Here is a 19,389-nt window from a genome sequence, read left to right as displayed (position 1 = left end):
GCACCCGCACCGGGTGCCGCCCTTCGTCACGTCTCAGAGGTCCACGCGGGCCTCAGTAGGCGCTGTTGACGTTGTCGATCGACCCGTAGCGGTCGGCGGCGTAGTTCGCGGCGGCCGTCAGGTTGGCGACCGGGTCGTACTGGCTCCAGGCCGTGCCCGGGACGTGGTAGGCGTCGAAGGTCGGCTTGATGACCTGGAGGAGACCGATCGACGGGACGCCGTTCTGGGCGTTGATGTCCCAGTTGTTGATGGCGTTCGGGTTGCCCGAGGACTCCCGGATGATGTTCTTGTGCAGGCCCTTGTAGGTGCCCGGGATCTTGTGCTTCTTCATGATGTCGAGCGCCTCGCGGATCCAGCCGTCGAGGTTGTCCGGGTACGTCTTCGCGGCGGCGGCCTTGAGCTGGGCGGCGCGCTTGGCGGACCGGCTCGCGGCCTCCTTCTTCGCGCGCTCCTGCTCGGCCTTCTTCTTCGCCGCGGCCGCGGCGGCCTTCTTGTCGGCGTCGGCGGCCTGGTCGACGACGCTCGCCTTGACGGTCTGGGCCGGGTTCTGGCTGAACGCCGCCGGTGCCGCGGACACCGTCTGTGTGGCGGTCTGAGCCTCGGCCGGCACCATCGAGAACGCGAGGGAGGCGGCGCCGACGGCGGCCACTCCGGCGAACGACAGCTTGTGGGTCTTGGTCAGGGCGAGACGGCGGACGAGGGCGTTGGCGTTCTTGGGCATGAGTGATGGACCTCTTCGAATAGCGCGGAGGTCGCTCTCTTACCGGGTGGGGGACACAGCTCTTCCGGCACAAACGCCGCGGGGGAAACCGCGGCGTCGAGCGACGGGTGCCATTCTTAGCGGCCGCAAAATCGCGTGGCAAAGGTGTGACGTACGATGCCGGGTAGTTGGAGCGGAAACGGCAAAACGGGACAGACCAGTACGTCCTTCCCGCTCATACCGCCCTTATCTATCTCCTAAGGAACTTCGTACGTGATGTGCGCCCTATGGGCGGCCTCACATCGCGCGGACCGAGGGCTCACCGCTAGTTGCTGCAGCAATGCTCTGCGTGAGGCGCCTCCGGCGGCAGGACGAGGTGCACATCCCCGAACTCGTGCCACAGGTAGCGCCCCCCGACCGCCTCCTCGTACGCGCGGTCGATCACCGCCCGCCCCGCGATCGCCTCCAGCATCAGCAGATGCGAGGCCTCCGGCTCGTGCAGCCCGGTCAGCAGCCCGTCGACCACCCGCACCCCGCGCTCCGGGGTCACCACCAGATCCGTCCAGCCCGCCCGCGCCCGTACGACGCCGTCGGACCCGGTGGCCGACTCCACGGCCCGCACCGCCGTCGTCCCCACCGCGACAACCCGCCCGTCACCCGCCCTCGTGGCGTTGATCAGCCGCGCCGACGCCTCCGGCACCGCGAACCGCTCCGGATACGGCGGCTCGTGCACCTCCGCCGACGCCACCCCGGTGTGCAGCGTGACCGGCGCGAACCGCACACCCCGGCTCACCAGCTCCGCCACCAGCCGCGCCGTGAACGGCCGCCCCGCACTCGGCATCTCCGCACTCCCCGCCCCGTCGTCCGACGGCAACGCGAACACCGTCTGATACACGGACAGCGGCTGATCCCGCTCCGTATAGGAGTAGCGAATGGGCCGCCCGTGCTCCCGCAGCACCGCGAGGACGTCGGGAGCGGGTGCTCCGGGCCTGGTGAGGGTGACGGGAGCCGGTGCTCCGGGCCCGGTAAGGGTGCCGGGAGCCGGTGCTCCGGGCTCAGCGAGGGGGTCCGACGCCGCCCTGGCCCACCACAGCCGCCCGCCCCGCTCGCTCAGCGGCTCCTCCAGGACCAGCCGTACGCCGCCGGGGAGCCGCACCTCCGTCCCCGCGGGACCTCCCGCCCGTCTCCCGCCACCACCCTGACAAGGAGCGCTTCGCCCCCTGCCTGATTCACGCGCGCGCGTGGTGCCGCGTCCGTCCGGGTCCCGCAGTTCGACGGCCCACCGCCCGTCATCGCCCCGCGTGGAGAAATGCACCACCACGCGCGCGTGCCCGATCGCCCCGTCCACGGCCGCCGCCAGCGTCGGCGAGGTGTTGACGACGAGCAGATCGCCCGCCTTCAGCAGACCCGGCAGTTCCACGAACGCGTGGTGCGACACCTCCGTACCGCGCGAGACCAGCATCCGTACGGCGTCCCGGTCGAGACCCGGCCCGCGCTGCTCGGCCGGCACGCGCGCGTGCAGCCCCTCGGGAACACGCACCGTCGCCGTCGTCATCGCCCCTCCAGCAGGGACGGCGCCCCGTAGCGGCCACTGGCCGGCCGCTCGTCGAGCAGCCGAAGGAAGGCGGGCACGACATCGGCCGGGGCAGGCCGTGGATCGCCGTCGTCCGGTACAGCCGCCGCGTACAGGTCCGTGCCCATGTCACCGGGATCGACGGCCCACACCCGAAGACCCGGCTCCTCCTCGGCCAGCACCGCCGACAACCGGTCCAGCGCCGCCTTCGAGGCCCCGTACCCGCCCCACGTCTCGTACGCCTCGGCCGCCGCGTCCGAGCTGACGTCGATCACCGCGCCCGCCACCGAGGCCCGCAACAGCGGCAGCGCCTCCTGGACCAGCCCCAGCGCCGCGACCACATTGACCTCCAGGGCCCGCCGCAGCCCGTCCAGGGCCAGCCCCTCCAGCCGGACGAGGGGCTCGGAGCCCAGCGCGCTCGCGTTGTTCACCAGCAGGTCGACCCCGCCCAGCCCATGCGCCGCCGCCACCAGCTCGGCCCGGTGCCCGGCGTCCGTGACATCCCCCGGCACGGCCTCCACCCGTGTCCCGTACACCGACAGCTCCCTGGCCGTCTCCTTCAGGACCTCGGCGGTCCTGGCGTCGAGCACCAGGTCCCACCCGCGCTCCGCCAGCGCCGCGCCGAGTGCCCGGCCCAGCCCCTTCGAAGCCCCCGTGATGATCGCTACCGGCATGACATCCGTCCCCTCGTCCTCGGCCGCCTCACGAACCGATCGGCGGTGACCTCAACGTAGGAACGGGACCGCCCCCACCGCCTCGTGCGCGGGCCGCAAAGCGCCGGGCCCTTTGCCCTAGGCCGCCGGTCCGGACCCTGGGACCTGGTCGGGGGACCTAGTCCGAGGGCCTAGGTCCGAGGGCCCGGGCAGGGCCTCCGGCAGGCCGATCCGCGTTGTCGGACCCCGCCGGTACGGTGAGGTCATGAGTCAAGGTCCACGGTCCGGCCTCGCCGCGGTGAGTTCCGCGCTGCTGGCCATGAGCAGGCACCTGGAGGTGCGCGACGTCCTCAAGACGATCGTCGCCTCCGCGCGTGAGCTGCTCGACGCGGAGTACGCCGCGCTCGGGGTCCCCGACGACCACGGCGGCTTCGCCCAGTTCGTCGTCGACGGCGTCAGCGACGCCCAGTGGAAGGCCATCGGCCCCCTCCCGCGCCAGCACGGCATCCTCGCCGCGATGCTCCACGAGGCCACCCCGGAGCGTCTGGCCGACGTCCGCAAGGACCCCCGCTTCGAGGGCTGGCCGAGCGCCCACCCCGACCTGGTCGACTTTCTGGGCCTGCCCATCCGGGACGGCGACGAGGTCATCGGCGCCCTCTTCCTCGCCAACAAGCGGTGCCCCAAGCCCGAGGGCGGCTGCGGCTTCACCGAGGAGGACGAGGACCTGCTGTCGATCCTCGCCCAGCACGCCGCGATCGCCCTGACCAACGCCCGCCTGTACGAACGCAGCCGCGAGCTGACCATCGCCGAGGAGCGCTCCCGGCTCGCCCACGAGCTCCACGACGCCGTCAGCCAGAAGCTCTTCTCCCTGCGCCTGACCGCCCAGGCCGCCGCAGCCCTGGTCGACCGCGACCCCTCGCGCGCCAAGGGCGAACTCCAGCAGGTGGCGGCCCTCGCCGCCGAGGCCGCGGACGAGCTGCGCGCCGCCGTGGTCGAACTGCGCCCCGCGGGGCTCGACGAGGACGGCCTGGTCGCCACCCTGCGCACCCAGATACACGTCCTGGACCGCGCCCACAGCGCCCGCGTCACCTTCTCCGGGCGCGGCGCACGCGCGCTGCCCGCCGCCCAGGAGGAGGCCATGCTGCGCGTCGCCCAGGAGGCCCTGCACAACGCCCTGCGGCACTCGGGCGCCGAGCACGTCGACGCCACCCTCGACCGGCACGGCGGAGGAGCCGTCCTGCGGGTCGCGGACGACGGCGCCGGCTTCGACCCCCAGGCCATACGCCGCGCGGGCCGCCACCTCGGCCTGGTCTCCATGCGCGACCGGGCCGGCGGGGTCGGCGGCCGGTTGACCGTGGAATCGGCGCCCGGAAAGGGCACCACGATCGAGATGGAGGTCCCCGGTGGCTGACGCAATCAAGGTGCTGCTCGTCGACGACCACCAGGTGGTCCGCCGCGGCCTGCGCACCTTCCTGGAGGTGCAGGACGACATCGAGGTCGTGGGAGAGGCCGCCGACGGCGCCGAAGGAGTCGCCCGCGCCGAGGAGCTCCGGCCCGACGTCGTCCTCATGGACGTCAAGATGCCGGGCATGGACGGCGTCGACGCGCTGCGCAAGCTCCGCGAACTCGACAACCCCGCCCGCGTGCTCATCGTCACCAGCTTCACCGAGCAGCGCACCGTCGTCCCGGCCCTGCGCGCCGGAGCCGCCGGGTACGTCTACAAGGACGTGGACCCCGACGCGCTCGCCGGGGCCATCCGCTCGGTGCACGCCGGACACATCCTTCTCCAGCCGGAGGTCGCCGGTGTGCTCCTGTCCCAGGAGGAGGCCAACTCCGGGCAGGGAAGAGGGGGTTCACTCACCGAGCGGGAGCGCGAAGTGCTCGGCCTGATCGCCGACGGCCGCTCCAACCGGGAGATCGCCCGTGCGCTCGTCCTCTCCGAGAAGACGGTCAAGACGCATGTCAGCAACATACTCATGAAATTGGACCTTTCGGACAGGACGCAGGCGGCGCTGTGGGCTGTGCGCCACGGCATCGGGTGATCCGACTCCAGCCCCGCTCCATGCGGGTGCCGGCGTCAAGACACACGTCTCGAACATCCTCATGAAGCTCGACCTGGCGGACCGCACGCAGGCCGCACTGTGGGCGGTACGTCATGGTGTGACCGGATGATGTATCGATTGTCCGTCAATTCGGAAGGTCCCATGCCGGGCTGAGATTCATACTGTCGGGCGTATATCACCCGGATGGCGCATCCTCCGCGGTGCCGGGCCGTTCTTCAGTGCGTGCTGCGTGCGACCGCCGCAGTGATCGCAAGGAAGGGCTCAAAGTGAAGAACCTGAAGAAGGCCGCCGCTGTCACCATGGTGGCCGGTGGCCTCGTCGCCGCCGGTGCCGGTATGGCCTCCGCCACCGACGGCGGGGCGCACGCCGACGGCAAGGCCATCGGCTCGCCGGGTGTCGTCTCGGGGAACGTCATCCAGGCCCCCGTCAACATCCCTGTGAACGCGGTCGGCAACAGCGTGAACGTCGTCGGCATCCTGAACCCGGCCTTCGGCAACCTGGGTGTCAACCACTGACGTTCCCACCCCGGACCACCAGTGACCACCGGCCTTCCAGGCACGCCCTGGAAGGCCGGTCAGGTTCTCCCGTCGACGTCCAGGTCCCCGATCACGCAGCTCCCCCCGCCCCTCACGGGGCGAGCCCCGCTGCCCCAGCCGCGCACTGCCCCCGTCCCGGCTGCGAGCACCGCTGCTGCCGGAGCGGAGCCCACCGGCGGCGGCGAAGCAGGTCTGCCCGTCCCAGCTGGGGGCACCGGTGCCGCTGGAGCGGAGCCCACCCGCGGCCGGACGGAGCAAGCCTGCCTGTCATAGCTGCGGGCAGTCGTGCCGCTAGGGGCGGCACGGGTGGGCGCAGCGGCACCCGGCGAGCGCCGGTGAGCGAAACCGCGCTCCGAGTTCGACCGCGGCCGCCGGGCAACACACCGCCAAGGGCTCAGCGCGACCCCGGCCAAGCCTCACCCCCGCTCCCGCTCCTCCACGAACGCGTTGTACGCCGCCACCTGAGCCCGCCGAGCCGTCCGCTCCACCGGCCGCAGCGCAGCCGTCCGCGAGGCCATCTCGGAGGCACTCACGGCACCGCCGTGGCCGTTCTCGTGGGCCACCGAGATCAGCAGCCCCACCCGCTGCGCCAGCTCCAGCACCCGTACCGCACGCGGCGGATATCCGGGCGCCAGCACCTCCCGCCCCCGCTCCGCCCGCGCCCGATACGCATCGATCGCTGCCTCCGCCACCGGCCCGGACGCCGCGACGTCCAGTCGTGACAACACCGCGGTCGCCTCCCGCAACGCCTCCGCCAGCTCCCGCTCGGCCTCCCCGAGCGACGGCACATCGGCCGGCGGAGCCTCCCGCACCTCCAGGCAGTGCCACACCACCTCGACATGCACATCACCGGCGGGCCCCACCGAGTACACCTCCGGCACCAGCCCCAGGGCACTCCCGTGGCAGACGACCGCCTCCTCCGCCTCCAGCGCCCGCCTGTTGAACTCCGGCGGCCCGCTCAGCCCCAGCGGATGCCCCGGCGCGGGCAGCGCGACCCGCAGCCCGGTCACCCCGAGCGCCCGCAGCCGCCCCAGTGCGAGCGTCAGCCCGACGGGCCCCGATTCGCCGGGCGACCCCTCCACCCGGTGCACCGCGTCCTCCCCGACGATGGCGAGCACCGCGTCATCCGGCGAGACAAGTCCGGCAAGCAGGGCATTTCCCCATGAGGCGAGGCGCCCTGAGCGTGGTTCCGAGAGCATGCCCCCACCCTAAGGACCGACCGATGGAATGGACGGCCCGACCGGTGGCGTAGATTTCCCTGAGGGCTGCGCCCACCCGGCGGTGGCTCCAACCACAGGCGTACGCGACAGCCGAGACAGGCCGACACTGCAAGGGGAGACAGCGCGCTCATGAGCGATGTTCTGGAGCTGGAGGACGTATCCGTGGTCCGCGAGGGCCGGGCTCTGGTGGACCAGGTCTCCTGGTCGGTCAAGGAGGGCGAGCGCTGGGCCATCCTCGGCCCGAACGGCGCCGGGAAGACGACCCTCCTGAACATCGCGTCCAGCTACCTCTACCCCAGCACGGGCACCGCCACGATCCTCGGCGACACCCTCGGCAAGGTCGACGTCTTCGAGCTGCGCCCCCGCATCGGCATGGCAGGCATCGCCATGGCGGAGAAGCTCCCCAGGCGCCAGACCGTCCTGCAGACCGTGCTGACCGCCGCGTACGGCATGACGGCCACCTGGAACGAGGACTACGAGGAGATCGACGAAGTTCGCGCCCGCGCCTTCCTCGACCGCCTGGGCATGACCGAGTACGTCGACCGCAAGTTCGGCACCCTCTCCGAGGGCGAGCGCAAGCGCACCCTCATCGCCCGCGCCCTGATGGCCGACCCCGAGCTGCTGCTCCTCGATGAGCCCGCCGCCGGCCTCGACCTCGGCGGCCGCGAGGACCTCGTACGCCGTCTCGGCCGCCTCGCCCGCGACCCGATCGCCCCCTCCATGATCATGGTCACGCACCACGTCGAGGAGATCCCCCCGGGCTTCACCCACGTCCTGATGATCCGTCAGGGCAAGGTCCTCGCCGCGGGTCCCCTGGAGCTGGAGCTCACCTCACGCAACCTCTCCCTCTGCTTCGGCCTCCCGCTCGTCGTCGCCCAGAACGGCGAGCGCTGGACCGCCCAGGGCCTGCCGCTCACCTGACCTCCGACTTCTCCCGATCTTCCGCCGGTCGGGCGCACCGGTCTCACAACCGGCCCCGGGCGCACCCGACTTGGCGGCCCTCTGTGCACGATCTCTGACCGTGCGCTCTGTTCGGCGGGACGATCGCGGTTCTACCATTGCGGATGTGGACAACATCGACGCATGGGTGTGGTGGCTGATCGGCGCGGCCGGGCTCGGGGTCGCCCTCGTCGTGACCGCGATGCCCGAGTTGGGCATGCTCGCCCTGGGCGCCGTCGCCGGCGCCGTGACCGCGGGGCTGGGCGGTGGTGTCGTACTCCAGGTCGTCGTCTTCGCGATCGTCTCCGTCGCGCTCATCGCCGCCGTACGGCCCATCGCGGCCCGGCACAGATCGCAACGGCCCCAACTCGCGACGGGGGTCGACGCGTTGAAGGGCAAACACGCCGTCGTCCTGGAACGCGTCGACGGCGCGGGCGGCCGTATCAAGCTGGGCGGCGAAGTCTGGTCCGCACGCGCGCTCGACACCGGCCAGGCCTTCGAGGTGGGTCAGGAAGTGGACGTCGTGGAGATCGAGGGAGGCACGGCGATCGTCATGTGACCTCGCATGATGTGGTCACGAGACGATGACGCAATGATCTGAACGACCCACCTGGCAGGCGCTGTTCTGCCAGACTCGACCAGCAAGATCTTCAATAGTCCGGACAGACATAAGATCTTCAGGAAGCGCCACGGCAGAGAAGGGCACGGGGAGCGAACGATGGAACCGATCATCATCGTCCTGATCATTCTGGTGGTGTTGGTCTTCATCGCCCTGATCAAGACCATCCAGGTGATTCCACAGGCCAGCGCGGCCATCGTCGAGCGGTTCGGCCGCTACACGCGCACACTCAACGCGGGCCTCAACATCGTCGTCCCGTTCATCGACTCCATCCGCAACCGCATCGACCTCCGTGAACAGGTCGTGCCGTTCCCGCCCCAGCCGGTGATCACCCAGGACAACCTGGTCGTGAACATCGACACGGTCATCTACTACCAGGTCACCGACGCCCGCGCGGCCACCTACGAGGTCGCCAGCTATATCCAGGCGATCGAGCAGCTCACCGTCACCACCCTCCGCAACATCATCGGTGGCATGGACCTGGAGCGGACCCTGACCTCCCGCGAGGAGATCAACGCGGCCCTGCGCGGCGTCCTCGACGAGGCCACCGGCAAGTGGGGTATCCGCGTCAACCGTGTCGAGCTGAAGGCGATCGAGCCGCCGACCTCCATCCAGGACTCGATGGAGAAGCAGATGCGCGCCGACCGTGACAAGCGCGCCGCGATCCTCACCGCCGAAGGTACGCGCCAGGCGGCCATCCTCACCGCCGAGGGTGAGAAGCAGTCCCAGATCCTCCGCGCCGAAGGTGAGGCCAAGGCCGCCGCCCTGCGCGCCGAGGGCGAGGCCCAGGCCGTCCGTACGGTCTTCGAGGCCATCCACGCCGGCGACCCGGACCAGAAGCTCCTTTCCTACCAGTACCTCCAGATGCTCCCGAAGATCGCCGAGGGCGACGCCAACAAGCTCTGGATCGTCCCCAGCGAAATCGGCGACGCCCTCAAGGGCCTCTCCGGCGCCATGGGCAACTTCGGCAACCTGGGTGGTGGTTCGGGCGGCGGAGGCAACTCCGGCAGCACGGACCGCCGAGAGAAGCCGTCCATCACGGACTGACCGGACAGCGGTACGACGATGGGGCCACCTCCGCCGGGGAGGTGGCCCCATCGTCGTACGGGCTGTGTCTACGGTTTACGCGGCCGGCTGCGCCAGCCACTCCGGCAGAGCGTCGAAGTCGTCCCGCCCCAGCGCCAGCAGCATCGCGTCGGCAGGCGTCGGCTCGAACGGCTGCCGCAGCAGCGGCATACCCGCCTGCTCCGGAGTCCGGTCGGCCTTGCGGTGATTGTCCTCGGCGCACGACGCGACCGTGTTCAGCCAGGTGTCGCCACCGCCCCGCGACCTCGGCACCACATGGTCGACGGTCGTCGCCCGCCTGCCGCAGTACGCGCACCTGTGCCTGTCCCTTACCAGGACACCCCGCCTCGACCACGGTGCTTGTCTTCGGAACGGCACCCTGACATACCTGCAGAGCCTGATCACCCGGGGCGCCGGTATATCGACCGCGGCTCCGCGCATGCGCAGTTCGGGGTGGTTCTGCTCGACGACGGCTTTGTCCTGCAGTACGAGAACGACGGCTCTGTTGAGCGTCACCGTCGACAGCGGCTCGAAGCTCGCGTTCAGTACCAGCGTGTCCCGCATTCCAGCCCACCTCCTGTGCACCAGCCCACTCCTCGGCGGGCTTGGATCAACTTTGGCCGGGCACGCCGAGATGGACAACGCAATAAAAAATGCCCGTCTCTGATCACTTCCAAGACCAGAGACGGGCAAACGTTCAATGAACGTCCGGCTTCGTCACTTTTCCGCTACGGCGGCGTACTCACCGATGAGTTGAGCGCGCGCCAGAGTGTGGAATCGAAGGTTGAATCCAACCACCGCGGGCGAAGCGTCCGAATCCGGACCGAGCTTCTCCTGATCCACGGCGTACACCGTGAACACATACCGGTGCGCCGGATCCCCGGGCGGCGGCGCTGCCCCGCCGAAGTCCTTCGTCCCGTAGTCGTTGCGCACCTGGACGGCGCCTTCCGGCAGTCCCTCGAACTTCCCCGAGCCCGCACCCGTCGGCAACTCCGTCACCGACGCCGGGAGGTCGAACACGACCCAGTGCCAGAACCCGCTGCCCGTGGGGGCGTCCGGGTCGTAGCACGTCACGGCGAAACTCTTGGTCTCCGGCGGGAAGCCCTCCCAGCGCAGCTGCGGCGAGGTGTTCCCGCCCGCGTAGACCTGAGCGTCCTTGAGCGTCGCACCCGCCTCGACGTCCTCACTCGCGACCGTGAAGGACGGCACGACCGGGTGGAAATCGTGGGGGAGCGGCGGCCTCTTCGGCTCGGTCACCTCGGTACCTCCTGGTGGATCTGGGGGTCGGTGTGTTCAGAGCCTAGAACCAGCTGCGCTTGCTGCCGACCTCCGACAGCCACTGGTTCAGGTACGCGGCCCAGTCCGTGCCCTGGTAGTCGTGCAGCCCCACCTTGAACGATCGGAACGAGTCGCTGCCCTCGCTGAACAGACCCGGCTTCTTGTCCATCTCCAGCACGACGTCCATCTCGCGCTCGTCGGCGACGAAGCTCAGCTCGACCTGGTTCAGCCCGTGGTACTGCTGCGGCGGGAAGAACTCGATCTCCTGGTAGAAGGGCAGCTTCTGCCGCGTGCCCCGGATGTGCCCGCGCTCCAGGTCCGCGTTCTTGAAACGGAAGCCCAACTGCACGAAGGCGTCCAGGATGGCCTGCTGCGCCGGCAGCGGGTGCACATTGATCGGGTCCAGGTCACCGGAGTCGACCGCACGCGCGATCTCCAGCTCGGTGGTCACACCGATGTTCATGCCCGGCAGCGTCTGCCCCTGGATCGTGGTGACCGGCGTCTCCCACGGGATCTCCAGCCCGAACGGCACGACATGGACCGCCTCGGCCTTCAGCTCGAAGACACCACCGAGCCGCTGCTTGGTGAACTCGACGTCCTGCTTGTACTCCGCGTCCTGGCCCTCGACCTCGACCTTGGCCTGCAGCCCGACCGACAGCGCCTCGATCTGCTGGTCCACGGAGCCGCCCTGGATACGCACCTCGCCCTGGACGACACCACCCGGCACGACATTGACCTCGGTCAGCACCGTCTCGACCGAAGCGCCACCGGCACCCAGACTCGCGAGCAGCCGCTTGAACCCCATGTCTGTTCCTCCCGTCAGGCAACGCCTGTGTGTCTGCGTGCCTCAGTGTTCTCTGTGGTGTGGATCGCTCTGTGTGGCGTGGATCCTTGATCCCTACAAACGCAGACCGACGGCGACCGGTTCCGCGTCCAGCCCCTTCCAAACCCTTCCAAGGAGGACGCCCCTCCGCCACCCGTCGGCCCGCACGCGTCTGGACTAGGCTCGTACGCCATGATCGCGAGCCCCGACCGTACGCCCCTCGCCCGCGAGTTCTTCGACCGCCCCGTACTGGAGGTGGCGCCGGACCTCCTGGGACGCGTCCTCGTGCGCACCACCCCGGACGGTCCGATCGAACTCCGCCTCACAGAGGTCGAGGCCTACGACGGTGCGAACGACCCCGGCTCCCATGCCTATCGCGGCCGCACCGCCCGCAACGGCGTGATGTTCGGTCCGCCTGGCCATGTGTACGTCTACTTCACCTACGGCATGTGGCACTGCATGAACCTGGTGTGCGGTCCGGAGGGCAGGGCCGGCGCGGTCCTGCTGCGCGCCGGCGAGATCACGGAGGGCGCCGACCTCGCCCGCAAACGTCGAATCTCAGCCCGAAATGACAAGGAACTGGCCAAAGGGCCCGCCCGCCTGGCCACGGCCCTGGACGTGGACCGAGCCCTCGACGGCACGGACGCCTGCGCTCCCGACACCCCACCTCTGACGGTCCTGACCGGCACCCCCGTCAGCCCTGACCAGGTACTCAGCGGTCCTCGCACCGGAGTCTCCGGAGACGGAGGCGCCCACCCCTGGCGCTTCTGGATCGCCAACGACCCGACTGTCAGCCCTTATCGGGCGCACGTCCCCCGCAGGCGCTCAACTTGACTCGCTCCTGGGCGATCCGTAATGTAGCCCGAGCCGCTTGAACCGGTTACGGCGATCAGCCAGCAGCCGAGAGCGGCCAATCCACTACCTACAACATCCCCTCGGCGGGGGGCGCATTAGGCATGCCCTAATTCCCGCCCGCAGCACTCAATTATGAGTTGCCGAGGGAATCGGCTAACGTAGTGAATGTCGAAAGGCCGCAAGGGAAACCGCGAGGCCAAAAGACAGCCGAAAGGCAAATCCCGCCGACAGGGAATCGGATCGGAAAACGGTCTGATAGAGTCGGAAACGCAAGACCGAAGGGAAGCGCCCGGAGGAAAGCCTGAGGATAACTTGGGTGAGTACAAAGGAAGCGTCCGTTCCTTGAGAACTCAACAGCGTGCCAAAAATCAACGCCAGATATGTTGATACCCCGTTCCCGGCCATTCGGTTGGGGCGAGGTTCCTTTGAAATAAACACAGCGAGGACGCTGTGAACGGCCGGGCTTATTCCGCCTGGCTGTTCCGCTCTCGTGATGTGTGCACCCGATTACGGGTAAACATTCACGGAGAGTTTGATCCTGGCTCAGGACGAACGCTGGCGGCGTGCTTAACACATGCAAGTCGAACGATGAACCACTTCGGTGGGGATTAGTGGCGAACGGGTGAGTAACACGTGGGCAATCTGCCCTTCACTCTGGGACAAGCCCTGGAAACGGGGTCTAATACCGGATACAACACTCTCGGGCATCCGATGAGTGTGGAAAGCTCCGGCGGTGAAGGATGAGCCCGCGGCCTATCAGCTTGTTGGTGAGGTAATGGCTCACCAAGGCGACGACGGGTAGCCGGCCTGAGAGGGCGACCGGCCACACTGGGACTGAGACACGGCCCAGACTCCTACGGGAGGCAGCAGTGGGGAATATTGCACAATGGGCGAAAGCCTGATGCAGCGACGCCGCGTGAGGGATGACGGCCTTCGGGTTGTAAACCTCTTTCAGCAGGGAAGAAGCGAAAGTGACGGTACCTGCAGAAGAAGCGCCGGCTAACTACGTGCCAGCAGCCGCGGTAATACGTAGGGCGCGAGCGTTGTCCGGAATTATTGGGCGTAAAGAGCTCGTAGGCGGTCTGTCGCGTCGGATGTGAAAGCCCGGGGCTTAACCCCGGGTCTGCATTCGATACGGGCAGACTAGAGTGTGGTAGGGGAGATCGGAATTCCTGGTGTAGCGGTGAAATGCGCAGATATCAGGAGGAACACCGGTGGCGAAGGCGGATCTCTGGGCCATTACTGACGCTGAGGAGCGAAAGCGTGGGGAGCGAACAGGATTAGATACCCTGGTAGTCCACGCCGTAAACGGTGGGAACTAGGTGTTGGCGACATTCCACGTCGTCGGTGCCGCAGCTAACGCATTAAGTTCCCCGCCTGGGGAGTACGGCCGCAAGGCTAAAACTCAAAGGAATTGACGGGGGCCCGCACAAGCAGCGGAGCATGTGGCTTAATTCGACGCAACGCGAAGAACCTTACCAAGGCTTGACATACACCGGAAACGGCCAGAGATGGTCGCCCCCTTGTGGTCGGTGTACAGGTGGTGCATGGCTGTCGTCAGCTCGTGTCGTGAGATGTTGGGTTAAGTCCCGCAACGAGCGCAACCCTTGTTCTGTGTTGCCAGCATGCCCTTCGGGGTGATGGGGACTCACAGGAGACTGCCGGGGTCAACTCGGAGGAAGGTGGGGACGACGTCAAGTCATCATGCCCCTTATGTCTTGGGCTGCACACGTGCTACAATGGCAGGTACAATGAGCTGCGAAGCCGTGAGGCGGAGCGAATCTCAAAAAGCCTGTCTCAGTTCGGATTGGGGTCTGCAACTCGACCCCATGAAGTCGGAGTTGCTAGTAATCGCAGATCAGCAGTGCTGCGGTGAATACGTTCCCGGGCCTTGTACACACCGCCCGTCACGTCACGAAAGTCGGTAACACCCGAAGCCGGTGGCCCAACCCGTAAGGGAGGGAGCTGTCGAAGGTGGGACTGGCGATTGGGACGAAGTCGTAACAAGGTAGCCGTACCGGAAGGTGCGGCTGGATCACCTCCTTTCTAAGGAGCACTTCTACCGATCCTTTCGGGGTGAGGTCAGAGGCCAGGTCATCAGCGAACGTCTGATGCTGGTTAGCTCATGGGTGGAACGTTGATTATTCGGCTGGTTTCCGGGTCGGGGGCTGTGAGTACTGCTCGTGAGAGTGTGGAAAGCATGATCTTCGGGTGGGAGTTGGTCGGGCACGCTGTTGGGTGTCTGAGGGAATGAACCCCTCAGTTGCCGGCCCCAGTGCACTCGAACCGGTTGGTTCGGGGTGATGGGTGGTTGGTCGTTGTTTGAGAACTGCACAGTGGACGCGAGCATCTGTGGCCAAGTTTTTAAGGGCGCACGGTGGATGCCTTGGCACCAGGAACCGATGAAGGACGTGGGAGGCCACGATAGGCCCCGGGGAGTCGTCAACCAGGCTTTGATCCGGGGGTGTCCGAATGGGGAAACCCGGCAGTCGTCATGGGCTGTCACCCTTGCCTGAACACATAGGGCAAGTGGAGGGAACGCGGGGAAGTGAAACATCTCAGTACCCGCAGGAAGAGAAAACAACCGTGATTCCGGGAGTAGTGGCGAGCGAAACCGGATGAGGCCAAACCGTATGCGTGTGAGACCCGGCAGGGGTTGCGTATACGGGGTTGTGGGATCTCTCTTTCACAGTCTGCCGGCTGTGAGGCGAGTCAGAAACCGTACAGGTAGGCGAAGGACATGCGAAAGGTCCGGCGTAGAGGGTAAGACCCCCGTAGCTGAAATCTGTACGGCTCGTTTGAGAGACACCCAAGTAGCACGGGGCCCGAGAAATCCCGTGTGAATCTGGCGGGACCACCCGCTAAGCCTAAATATTCCCTGGTGACCGATAGCGGATAGTACCGTGAGGGAATGGTGAAAAGTACCGCGGGAGCGGAGTGAAATAGTACCTGAAACCGTGTGCCTACAAGCCGTGGGAGCGTCGCGTTGAGTACTTGTACTCAACGTCGTGACTGCGTGCCTTTTGAAGAATGAGCCTGCGAGTTTGCGGTGTGTTGCGAGGTTAACCCGGGTGGGGTAGCCGTAGCGAAAGCGAGTCCGAACAGGGCGTTTGAGTAGCACGCTCAAGACCCGAAGCGGAGTGATCTAGCCATGGGCAGGTTGAAGCGGAGGTAAGACTTCGTGGAGGACCGAACCCACCAGGGTTGAAAACCTGGGGGATGACCTGTGGTTAGGGGTGAAAGGCCAATCAAACTCCGTGATAGCTGGTTCTCCCCGAAATGCATTTAGGTGCAGCGTCGTGTGTTTCTTGCCGGAGGTAGAGCACTGGATAGGCGATGGGCCCTACCGGGTTACTGACCTTAGCCAAACTCCGAATGCCGGTAAGTGAGAGCGCGGCAGTGAGACTGTGGGGGATAAGCTCCATGGTCGAGAGGGAAACAGCCCAGAGCATCGACTAAGGCCCCTAAGCGTACGCTAAGTGGGAAAGGATGTGGAGTCGCACAGACAACCAGGAGGTTGGCTTAGAAGCAGCCACCCTTGAAAGAGTGCGTAATAGCTCACTGGTCTAGTGATTCCGCGCCGACAATGTAGCGGGGCTCAAGCGTACCGCCGAAGTCGTGTCATTCCAGCATGTAGGGCCAACGCCCGCTGGGATGGGTAGGGGAGCGTCGTCTGCCGGGTGAAGCAGCCGCGGAAGCGAGTTGTGGACGGTTGACGAGTGAGAATGCAGGCATGAGTAGCGATACACACGTGAGAAACGTGTGCGCCGATTGACCAAGGGTTCCTGGGTCAAGCTGATCTGCCCAGGGTAAGTCGGGACCTAAGGCGAGGCCGACAGGCGTAGTCGATGGATAACCGGTTGATATTCCGGTACCCGCTGTGAAGCGTCAAACATCGAACCCATTAATGCTAAGGCCGTGAAGCCGTTCCGGACCCTTCGGGGAAAGGAAAGTGGTGGAGCCGCTGATCCAAGGTGGTAGTAGGTGAGTGATGGGGTGACGCAGGAAGGTAGTCCATCCCGGGCGGTGGTTGTCCCGGGGTAAGGGTGTAGGACGGTGTGTAGGTAAATCCGCATGCCATGTGTCTGAGACCTGATGCCGAGCCGATTGTGGTGAAGTGGATGATCCTATGCTGTCGAGAAAAGCCTCTAGCGAGTTTTATGGCGGCCCGTACCCTAAACCGACTCAGGTGGTCAGGTAGAGAATACCGAGGCGTTCGGGTGAACTATGGTTAAGGAACTCGGCAAAATGCCCCCGTAACTTCGGGAGAAGGGGGGCCATCACTGGTGAGGGAACTTGCTTCCTGAGCTGGGGGTGGCCGCAGAGACCAGCGAGAAGCGACTGTTTACTAAAAACACAGGTCCGTGCGAAGCCGTAAGGCGATGTATACGGACTGACGCCTGCCCGGTGCTGGAACGTTAAGGGGACCGGTTAGTCACTCTTCGGGGTGGCGAAGCTGAGAACTTAAGCGCCAGTAAACGGCGGTGGTAACTATAACCATCCTAAGGTAGCGAAATTCCTTGTCGGGTAAGTTCCGACCTGCACGAATGGCGTAACGACTTCTCGACTGTCTCAACCATAGGCCCGGTGAAATTGCACTACGAGTAAAGATGCTCGTTTCGCGCAGCAGGACGGAAAGACCCCGGGACCTTTACTACAGTTTGATATTGGTGTTCGGTTCGGCTTGTGTAGGATAGCTGGGAGACTGTGAAGCTTGGACGCCAGTTCAGGTGGAGTCGTCGTTGAAATACCAGTCTGGTCGTGCTGGATGTCTAACCTGGGTCCGTGATCCGGATCAGGGACAGTGTCTGATGGGTAGTTTAACTGGGGCGGTTGCCTCCTAAAGAGTAACGGAGGCGCCCAAAGGTTCCCTCAGCCTGGTTGGCAATCAGGTGGTGAGTGTAAGTGCACAAGGGAGCTTGACTGTGAGACCGACGGGTCGAGCAGGGACGAAAGTCGGGACTAGTGATCCGGCGGTGGCTTGTGGAAGCGCCGTCGCTCAACGGATAAAAGGTACCCCGGGGATAACAGGCTGATCTTCCCCAAGAGTCCATATCGACGGGATGGTTTGGCACCTCGATGTCGGCTCGTCGCATCCTGGGGCTGGAGTCGGTCCCAAGGGTTGGGCTGTTCGCCCATTAAAGCGGTACGCGAGCTGGGTTTAGAACGTCGTGAGACAGTTCGGTCCCTATCCGCTGCGCGCGCAGGAATATTGAGAAGGGCTGTCCCTAGTACGAGAGGACCGGGACGGACGAACCTCTGGTGTGCCAGTTGTCCTGCCAAGGGCATGGCTGGTTGGCTACGTTCGGGAGGGATAACCGCTGAAAGCATCTAAGCGGGAAGCCTGCTTCGAGATGAGTATTCCCACCCACTTGATGGGTTAAGGCTCCCAGTAGACGACTGGGTTGATAGGCCAGATATGGAAGCCCTGTAAGGGGTGGAGTTGACTGGTACTAATAGGCCGAGGGCTTGTCCTCAGTTGCTCGCGTCCACTGTGTCAGTTCTGAGACAACGAACAGTTGTCGGCTTTTGAGCTGAGCATTTAACTGAAGAGTGTGCTTGTTCGCTCGAAACCAATAGGGTTTCGGTGGTCATAGCGTGAGGGAAACGCCCGGTTACATTTCGAACCCGGAAGCTAAGCCTTACAGCGCCGATGGTACTGCAGGGGGGACCCTGTGGGAGAGTAGGACGCCGCCGAACAATCTTTGAAGGACCCCTGGTCACCAGCGTTCAGCTGGGACTAGGGGTCCTTTTTTGTTGTCCTGAAACAAGCACAGCCCGGAGCGCGCCGGGTACCCGGCTGCGCGAGAATGACTTGCGGTACCGAAGACAGGAGTCACCATGTCCACCAACTCTCCCGACGATCGACCGGAGCGCGACCAGCGGCGACGGGACAGTGGTGACCGTGGCGGCTACCGGGGGGGACCGCGTCGGGACAATGACCGGAACGACCGGCGCGACAACGACCGTCGTAGCGACGACCGTCGTGGTGATGACCGTGGTGGCTTCCGGCGGGACGACAACCGTGGTGAGCAGCGCGGTGGTGGCGGGTTCCGTGGACGGGACGACCGGCGAGAGGGCGACCGTGGGCCTCGCCCCGCGTTCCGACGCGACGATCGTCCCAGCGGGCCGCGTCGAGACGACCGCGATCGAGACCGGGACCGTGGCGTCCGGCGTGAAGGGGACCGCCCCGGCTTCCGCCGAGATGACCGGCGCGACGAACGTCCTGCGGTCCGCCGCGACGACCGCAGGGACGATCGCAAGGACGACCGGCGCGACACCGGGGACCGAGGCGGCTTCCGCCGCGACAGCGGGGACCGTGGGGGCTTCCGGCGGGACGACAGCCGTGGCGGGGACCGGCCGGCCTTCCGACGCGATGACCGGCGTGACGACCGTGGCGACCGCAGTCAGGGCGACCGTCCCTCGTACCGTCGGGATGACGACCGTGGGGGGCGTCCGCCGTTCCGGCGTGATGACGACCGTGGGGGTTTCCGGCGGGACGACAGCCGTGGCGGGGACCGCGGTGGGTTCCGGGGTCGCGACGACCGCGCCCCCGCTGACCGGCGCGATGACCGGCGTGGGGACGACCGTGGGGGGCGTCCGCCGTTCCGGCGTGATGACGACCGTGGGGGTTTCCGGCGGGACGACAGCCGTGGCGGGGACCGCGGTGGGTTCCGGGGTCGCGACGACCGCGCCCCCGCTGACCGGCGCGATGACCGGCGTGGGGACGACCGTGGGGGCGTCCGCCGTTCCGGCGTGATGACGACCGTGGGGGTTTCCGGCGGGACGACAGCCGTGGCGGGGACCGCGGTGGGTTCCGGGGTCGCGACGACCGCGCCCCCGCTGACCGGCGCGATGACCGGCGTGGGGACGACCGTGGGGGGCGTCCGCCGTTCCGGCGTGATGACGACCGTGGGGGCTTCCGGCGGGACGACAGCCGTGGCGGGGACCGGCCGGCCTTCCGACGCGATGACCGGCGTGACGACCGTGGCGACCGCAGTCAGGGCGACCGTCCCTCGTACCGTCGGGATGACGACCGTGGTGGGCGTCCGCCGTTCCGGCGTG

14 protein-coding genes, 3 rRNA genes and 1 pseudogene are annotated in these 19,389 nt (G+C 66.6%); 11 read left to right on the top strand and 7 right to left on the bottom strand.

Annotation, left to right across the window (positions count from 1 at the left end):
• Positions 1-52: 52 nt before the first annotated feature.
• The 3 genes from JIX55_RS12215 to JIX55_RS12205 form a co-directional block, all read right to left on the bottom strand.
• Entirely contained in the window at positions 53-721 is a 669-nt protein-coding gene (locus JIX55_RS12215; RefSeq protein ID WP_257563320.1) for a transglycosylase SLT domain-containing protein, read from the bottom strand.
• A 304-nt stretch (positions 722-1,025) separates the two neighbouring features.
• Positions 1,026-2,255 (bottom strand): S-adenosylmethionine:tRNA ribosyltransferase-isomerase, encoded by a 1,230-nt coding sequence (locus JIX55_RS12210; RefSeq protein WP_257563319.1) that lies wholly within the window; start codon positions 2,253-2,255, stop codon positions 1,026-1,028.
• Complete coding sequence (locus tag JIX55_RS12205) at positions 2,252-2,947, bottom strand: SDR family NAD(P)-dependent oxidoreductase (RefSeq protein WP_257563318.1); 696 nt, start codon at positions 2,945-2,947, stop codon at positions 2,252-2,254. The genes JIX55_RS12210 and JIX55_RS12205 overlap by 4 nt, the downstream gene beginning before the upstream one ends.
• A 244-nt stretch (positions 2,948-3,191) precedes the next feature.
• Between JIX55_RS12205 and JIX55_RS12200 the strand changes: the two genes are divergently transcribed.
• The 3 genes from JIX55_RS12200 (at position 3,192) to chpE (ending at position 5,504) form a co-directional block, all read left to right on the top strand.
• Entirely contained in the window at positions 3,192-4,337 is a 1,146-nt protein-coding gene (locus tag JIX55_RS12200) for a GAF domain-containing sensor histidine kinase (protein ID WP_257563317.1), read from the top strand.
• Positions 4,330-4,968 (top strand): response regulator, encoded by a 639-nt coding sequence (locus tag JIX55_RS12195; RefSeq protein ID WP_257563316.1) that lies wholly within the window; start codon positions 4,330-4,332, stop codon positions 4,966-4,968. The genes JIX55_RS12200 and JIX55_RS12195 overlap by 8 nt, the downstream gene beginning before the upstream one ends.
• Positions 4,969-5,255: 287 nt before the next feature.
• The gene (gene chpE / locus JIX55_RS12185; RefSeq protein ID WP_257563315.1) at positions 5,256-5,504 is read left to right on the top strand and encodes a chaplin ChpE; all 249 of its coding nucleotides are present in this window, start codon (positions 5,256-5,258) and stop codon (positions 5,502-5,504) included.
• A 437-nt stretch (positions 5,505-5,941) separates the two neighbouring features.
• Here the strand turns inward: chpE and JIX55_RS12180 are convergent, their stop codons facing one another.
• Positions 5,942-6,724, bottom strand: coding sequence for a hypothetical protein (locus JIX55_RS12180; protein WP_257563314.1), 783 nt, complete (start codon positions 6,722-6,724; stop codon positions 5,942-5,944).
• 150 nt (positions 6,725-6,874) lie between these two features.
• Here JIX55_RS12180 and JIX55_RS12175 point away from each other — a divergent pair, with 150 nt between their 5' ends.
• The 3 genes from JIX55_RS12175 to JIX55_RS12165 all read left to right on the top strand — a co-directional run bounded on the left by JIX55_RS12175 (position 6,875) and on the right by JIX55_RS12165 (position 9,350).
• Complete coding sequence (locus JIX55_RS12175) at positions 6,875-7,666, top strand: ABC transporter ATP-binding protein (RefSeq protein ID WP_257563313.1); 792 nt, start codon at positions 6,875-6,877, stop codon at positions 7,664-7,666.
• Between the two features lie 145 nt (positions 7,667-7,811).
• Entirely contained in the window at positions 7,812-8,243 is a 432-nt protein-coding gene (locus JIX55_RS12170) for an NfeD family protein (RefSeq protein ID WP_257563312.1), read from the top strand.
• A 159-nt stretch (positions 8,244-8,402) separates the two neighbouring features.
• The gene (locus JIX55_RS12165) at positions 8,403-9,350 is read left to right on the top strand and encodes an SPFH domain-containing protein (protein ID WP_257563311.1); all 948 of its coding nucleotides are present in this window, start codon (positions 8,403-8,405) and stop codon (positions 9,348-9,350) included.
• A 75-nt stretch (positions 9,351-9,425) separates the two neighbouring features.
• On the opposite strand, the gene JIX55_RS12160 is transcribed toward JIX55_RS12165, so the two are convergent.
• From JIX55_RS12160 to JIX55_RS12150, 3 genes are all read right to left on the bottom strand, one after another.
• Entirely contained in the window at positions 9,426-9,932 is a 507-nt protein-coding gene (locus tag JIX55_RS12160; protein WP_257563310.1) for an HNH endonuclease, read from the bottom strand.
• A 153-nt stretch (positions 9,933-10,085) separates the two neighbouring features.
• Positions 10,086-10,625, bottom strand: coding sequence for a YbhB/YbcL family Raf kinase inhibitor-like protein (locus JIX55_RS12155; RefSeq protein WP_257563309.1), 540 nt, complete (start codon positions 10,623-10,625; stop codon positions 10,086-10,088).
• A 43-nt stretch (positions 10,626-10,668) separates the two neighbouring features.
• Entirely contained in the window at positions 10,669-11,451 is a 783-nt protein-coding gene (locus JIX55_RS12150; protein WP_257563308.1) for a sporulation protein, read from the bottom strand.
• 210 nt (positions 11,452-11,661) lie between these two features.
• Between JIX55_RS12150 and JIX55_RS12145 the strand changes: the two genes are divergently transcribed.
• From JIX55_RS12145 to JIX55_RS50875, 5 genes and pseudogenes are all read left to right on the top strand, one after another.
• Positions 11,662-12,303 carry a DNA-3-methyladenine glycosylase gene (locus JIX55_RS12145; RefSeq protein WP_257563307.1) on the top strand — a complete coding sequence of 214 codons (642 nt, stop codon included), beginning with the start codon at positions 11,662-11,664 and terminating at the stop codon, positions 12,301-12,303.
• A 541-nt stretch (positions 12,304-12,844) separates the two neighbouring features.
• Positions 12,845-14,370 (top strand): 16S ribosomal RNA (locus tag JIX55_RS12140).
• Positions 14,371-14,678: 308 nt separating this feature from the next.
• Positions 14,679-17,801 (top strand): 23S ribosomal RNA (locus JIX55_RS12135).
• 106 nt (positions 17,802-17,907) lie between these two features.
• Positions 17,908-18,024: ribosomal RNA gene (gene rrf, locus JIX55_RS12130) — 5S ribosomal RNA — on the top strand.
• The 16S, 23S and 5S rRNA genes sit together here, the layout of an rRNA operon.
• Positions 18,025-18,165: 141 nt before the next feature.
• A pseudogene (locus JIX55_RS50875) lies at positions 18,166-19,358 on the top strand (hypothetical protein); the annotation flags it as partial.
• Positions 19,359-19,389 lie beyond the last annotated feature (31 nt).

The organism is Streptomyces sp. DSM 40750 (genome assembly GCF_024612035.1).
In the GTDB taxonomy this organism is placed as follows: domain Bacteria; phylum Actinomycetota; class Actinomycetes; order Streptomycetales; family Streptomycetaceae; genus Streptomyces.
The sequence above is the reverse complement of the archived record's forward strand: the minus strand, read 5'-3'. Positions and strand labels throughout refer to the sequence as shown.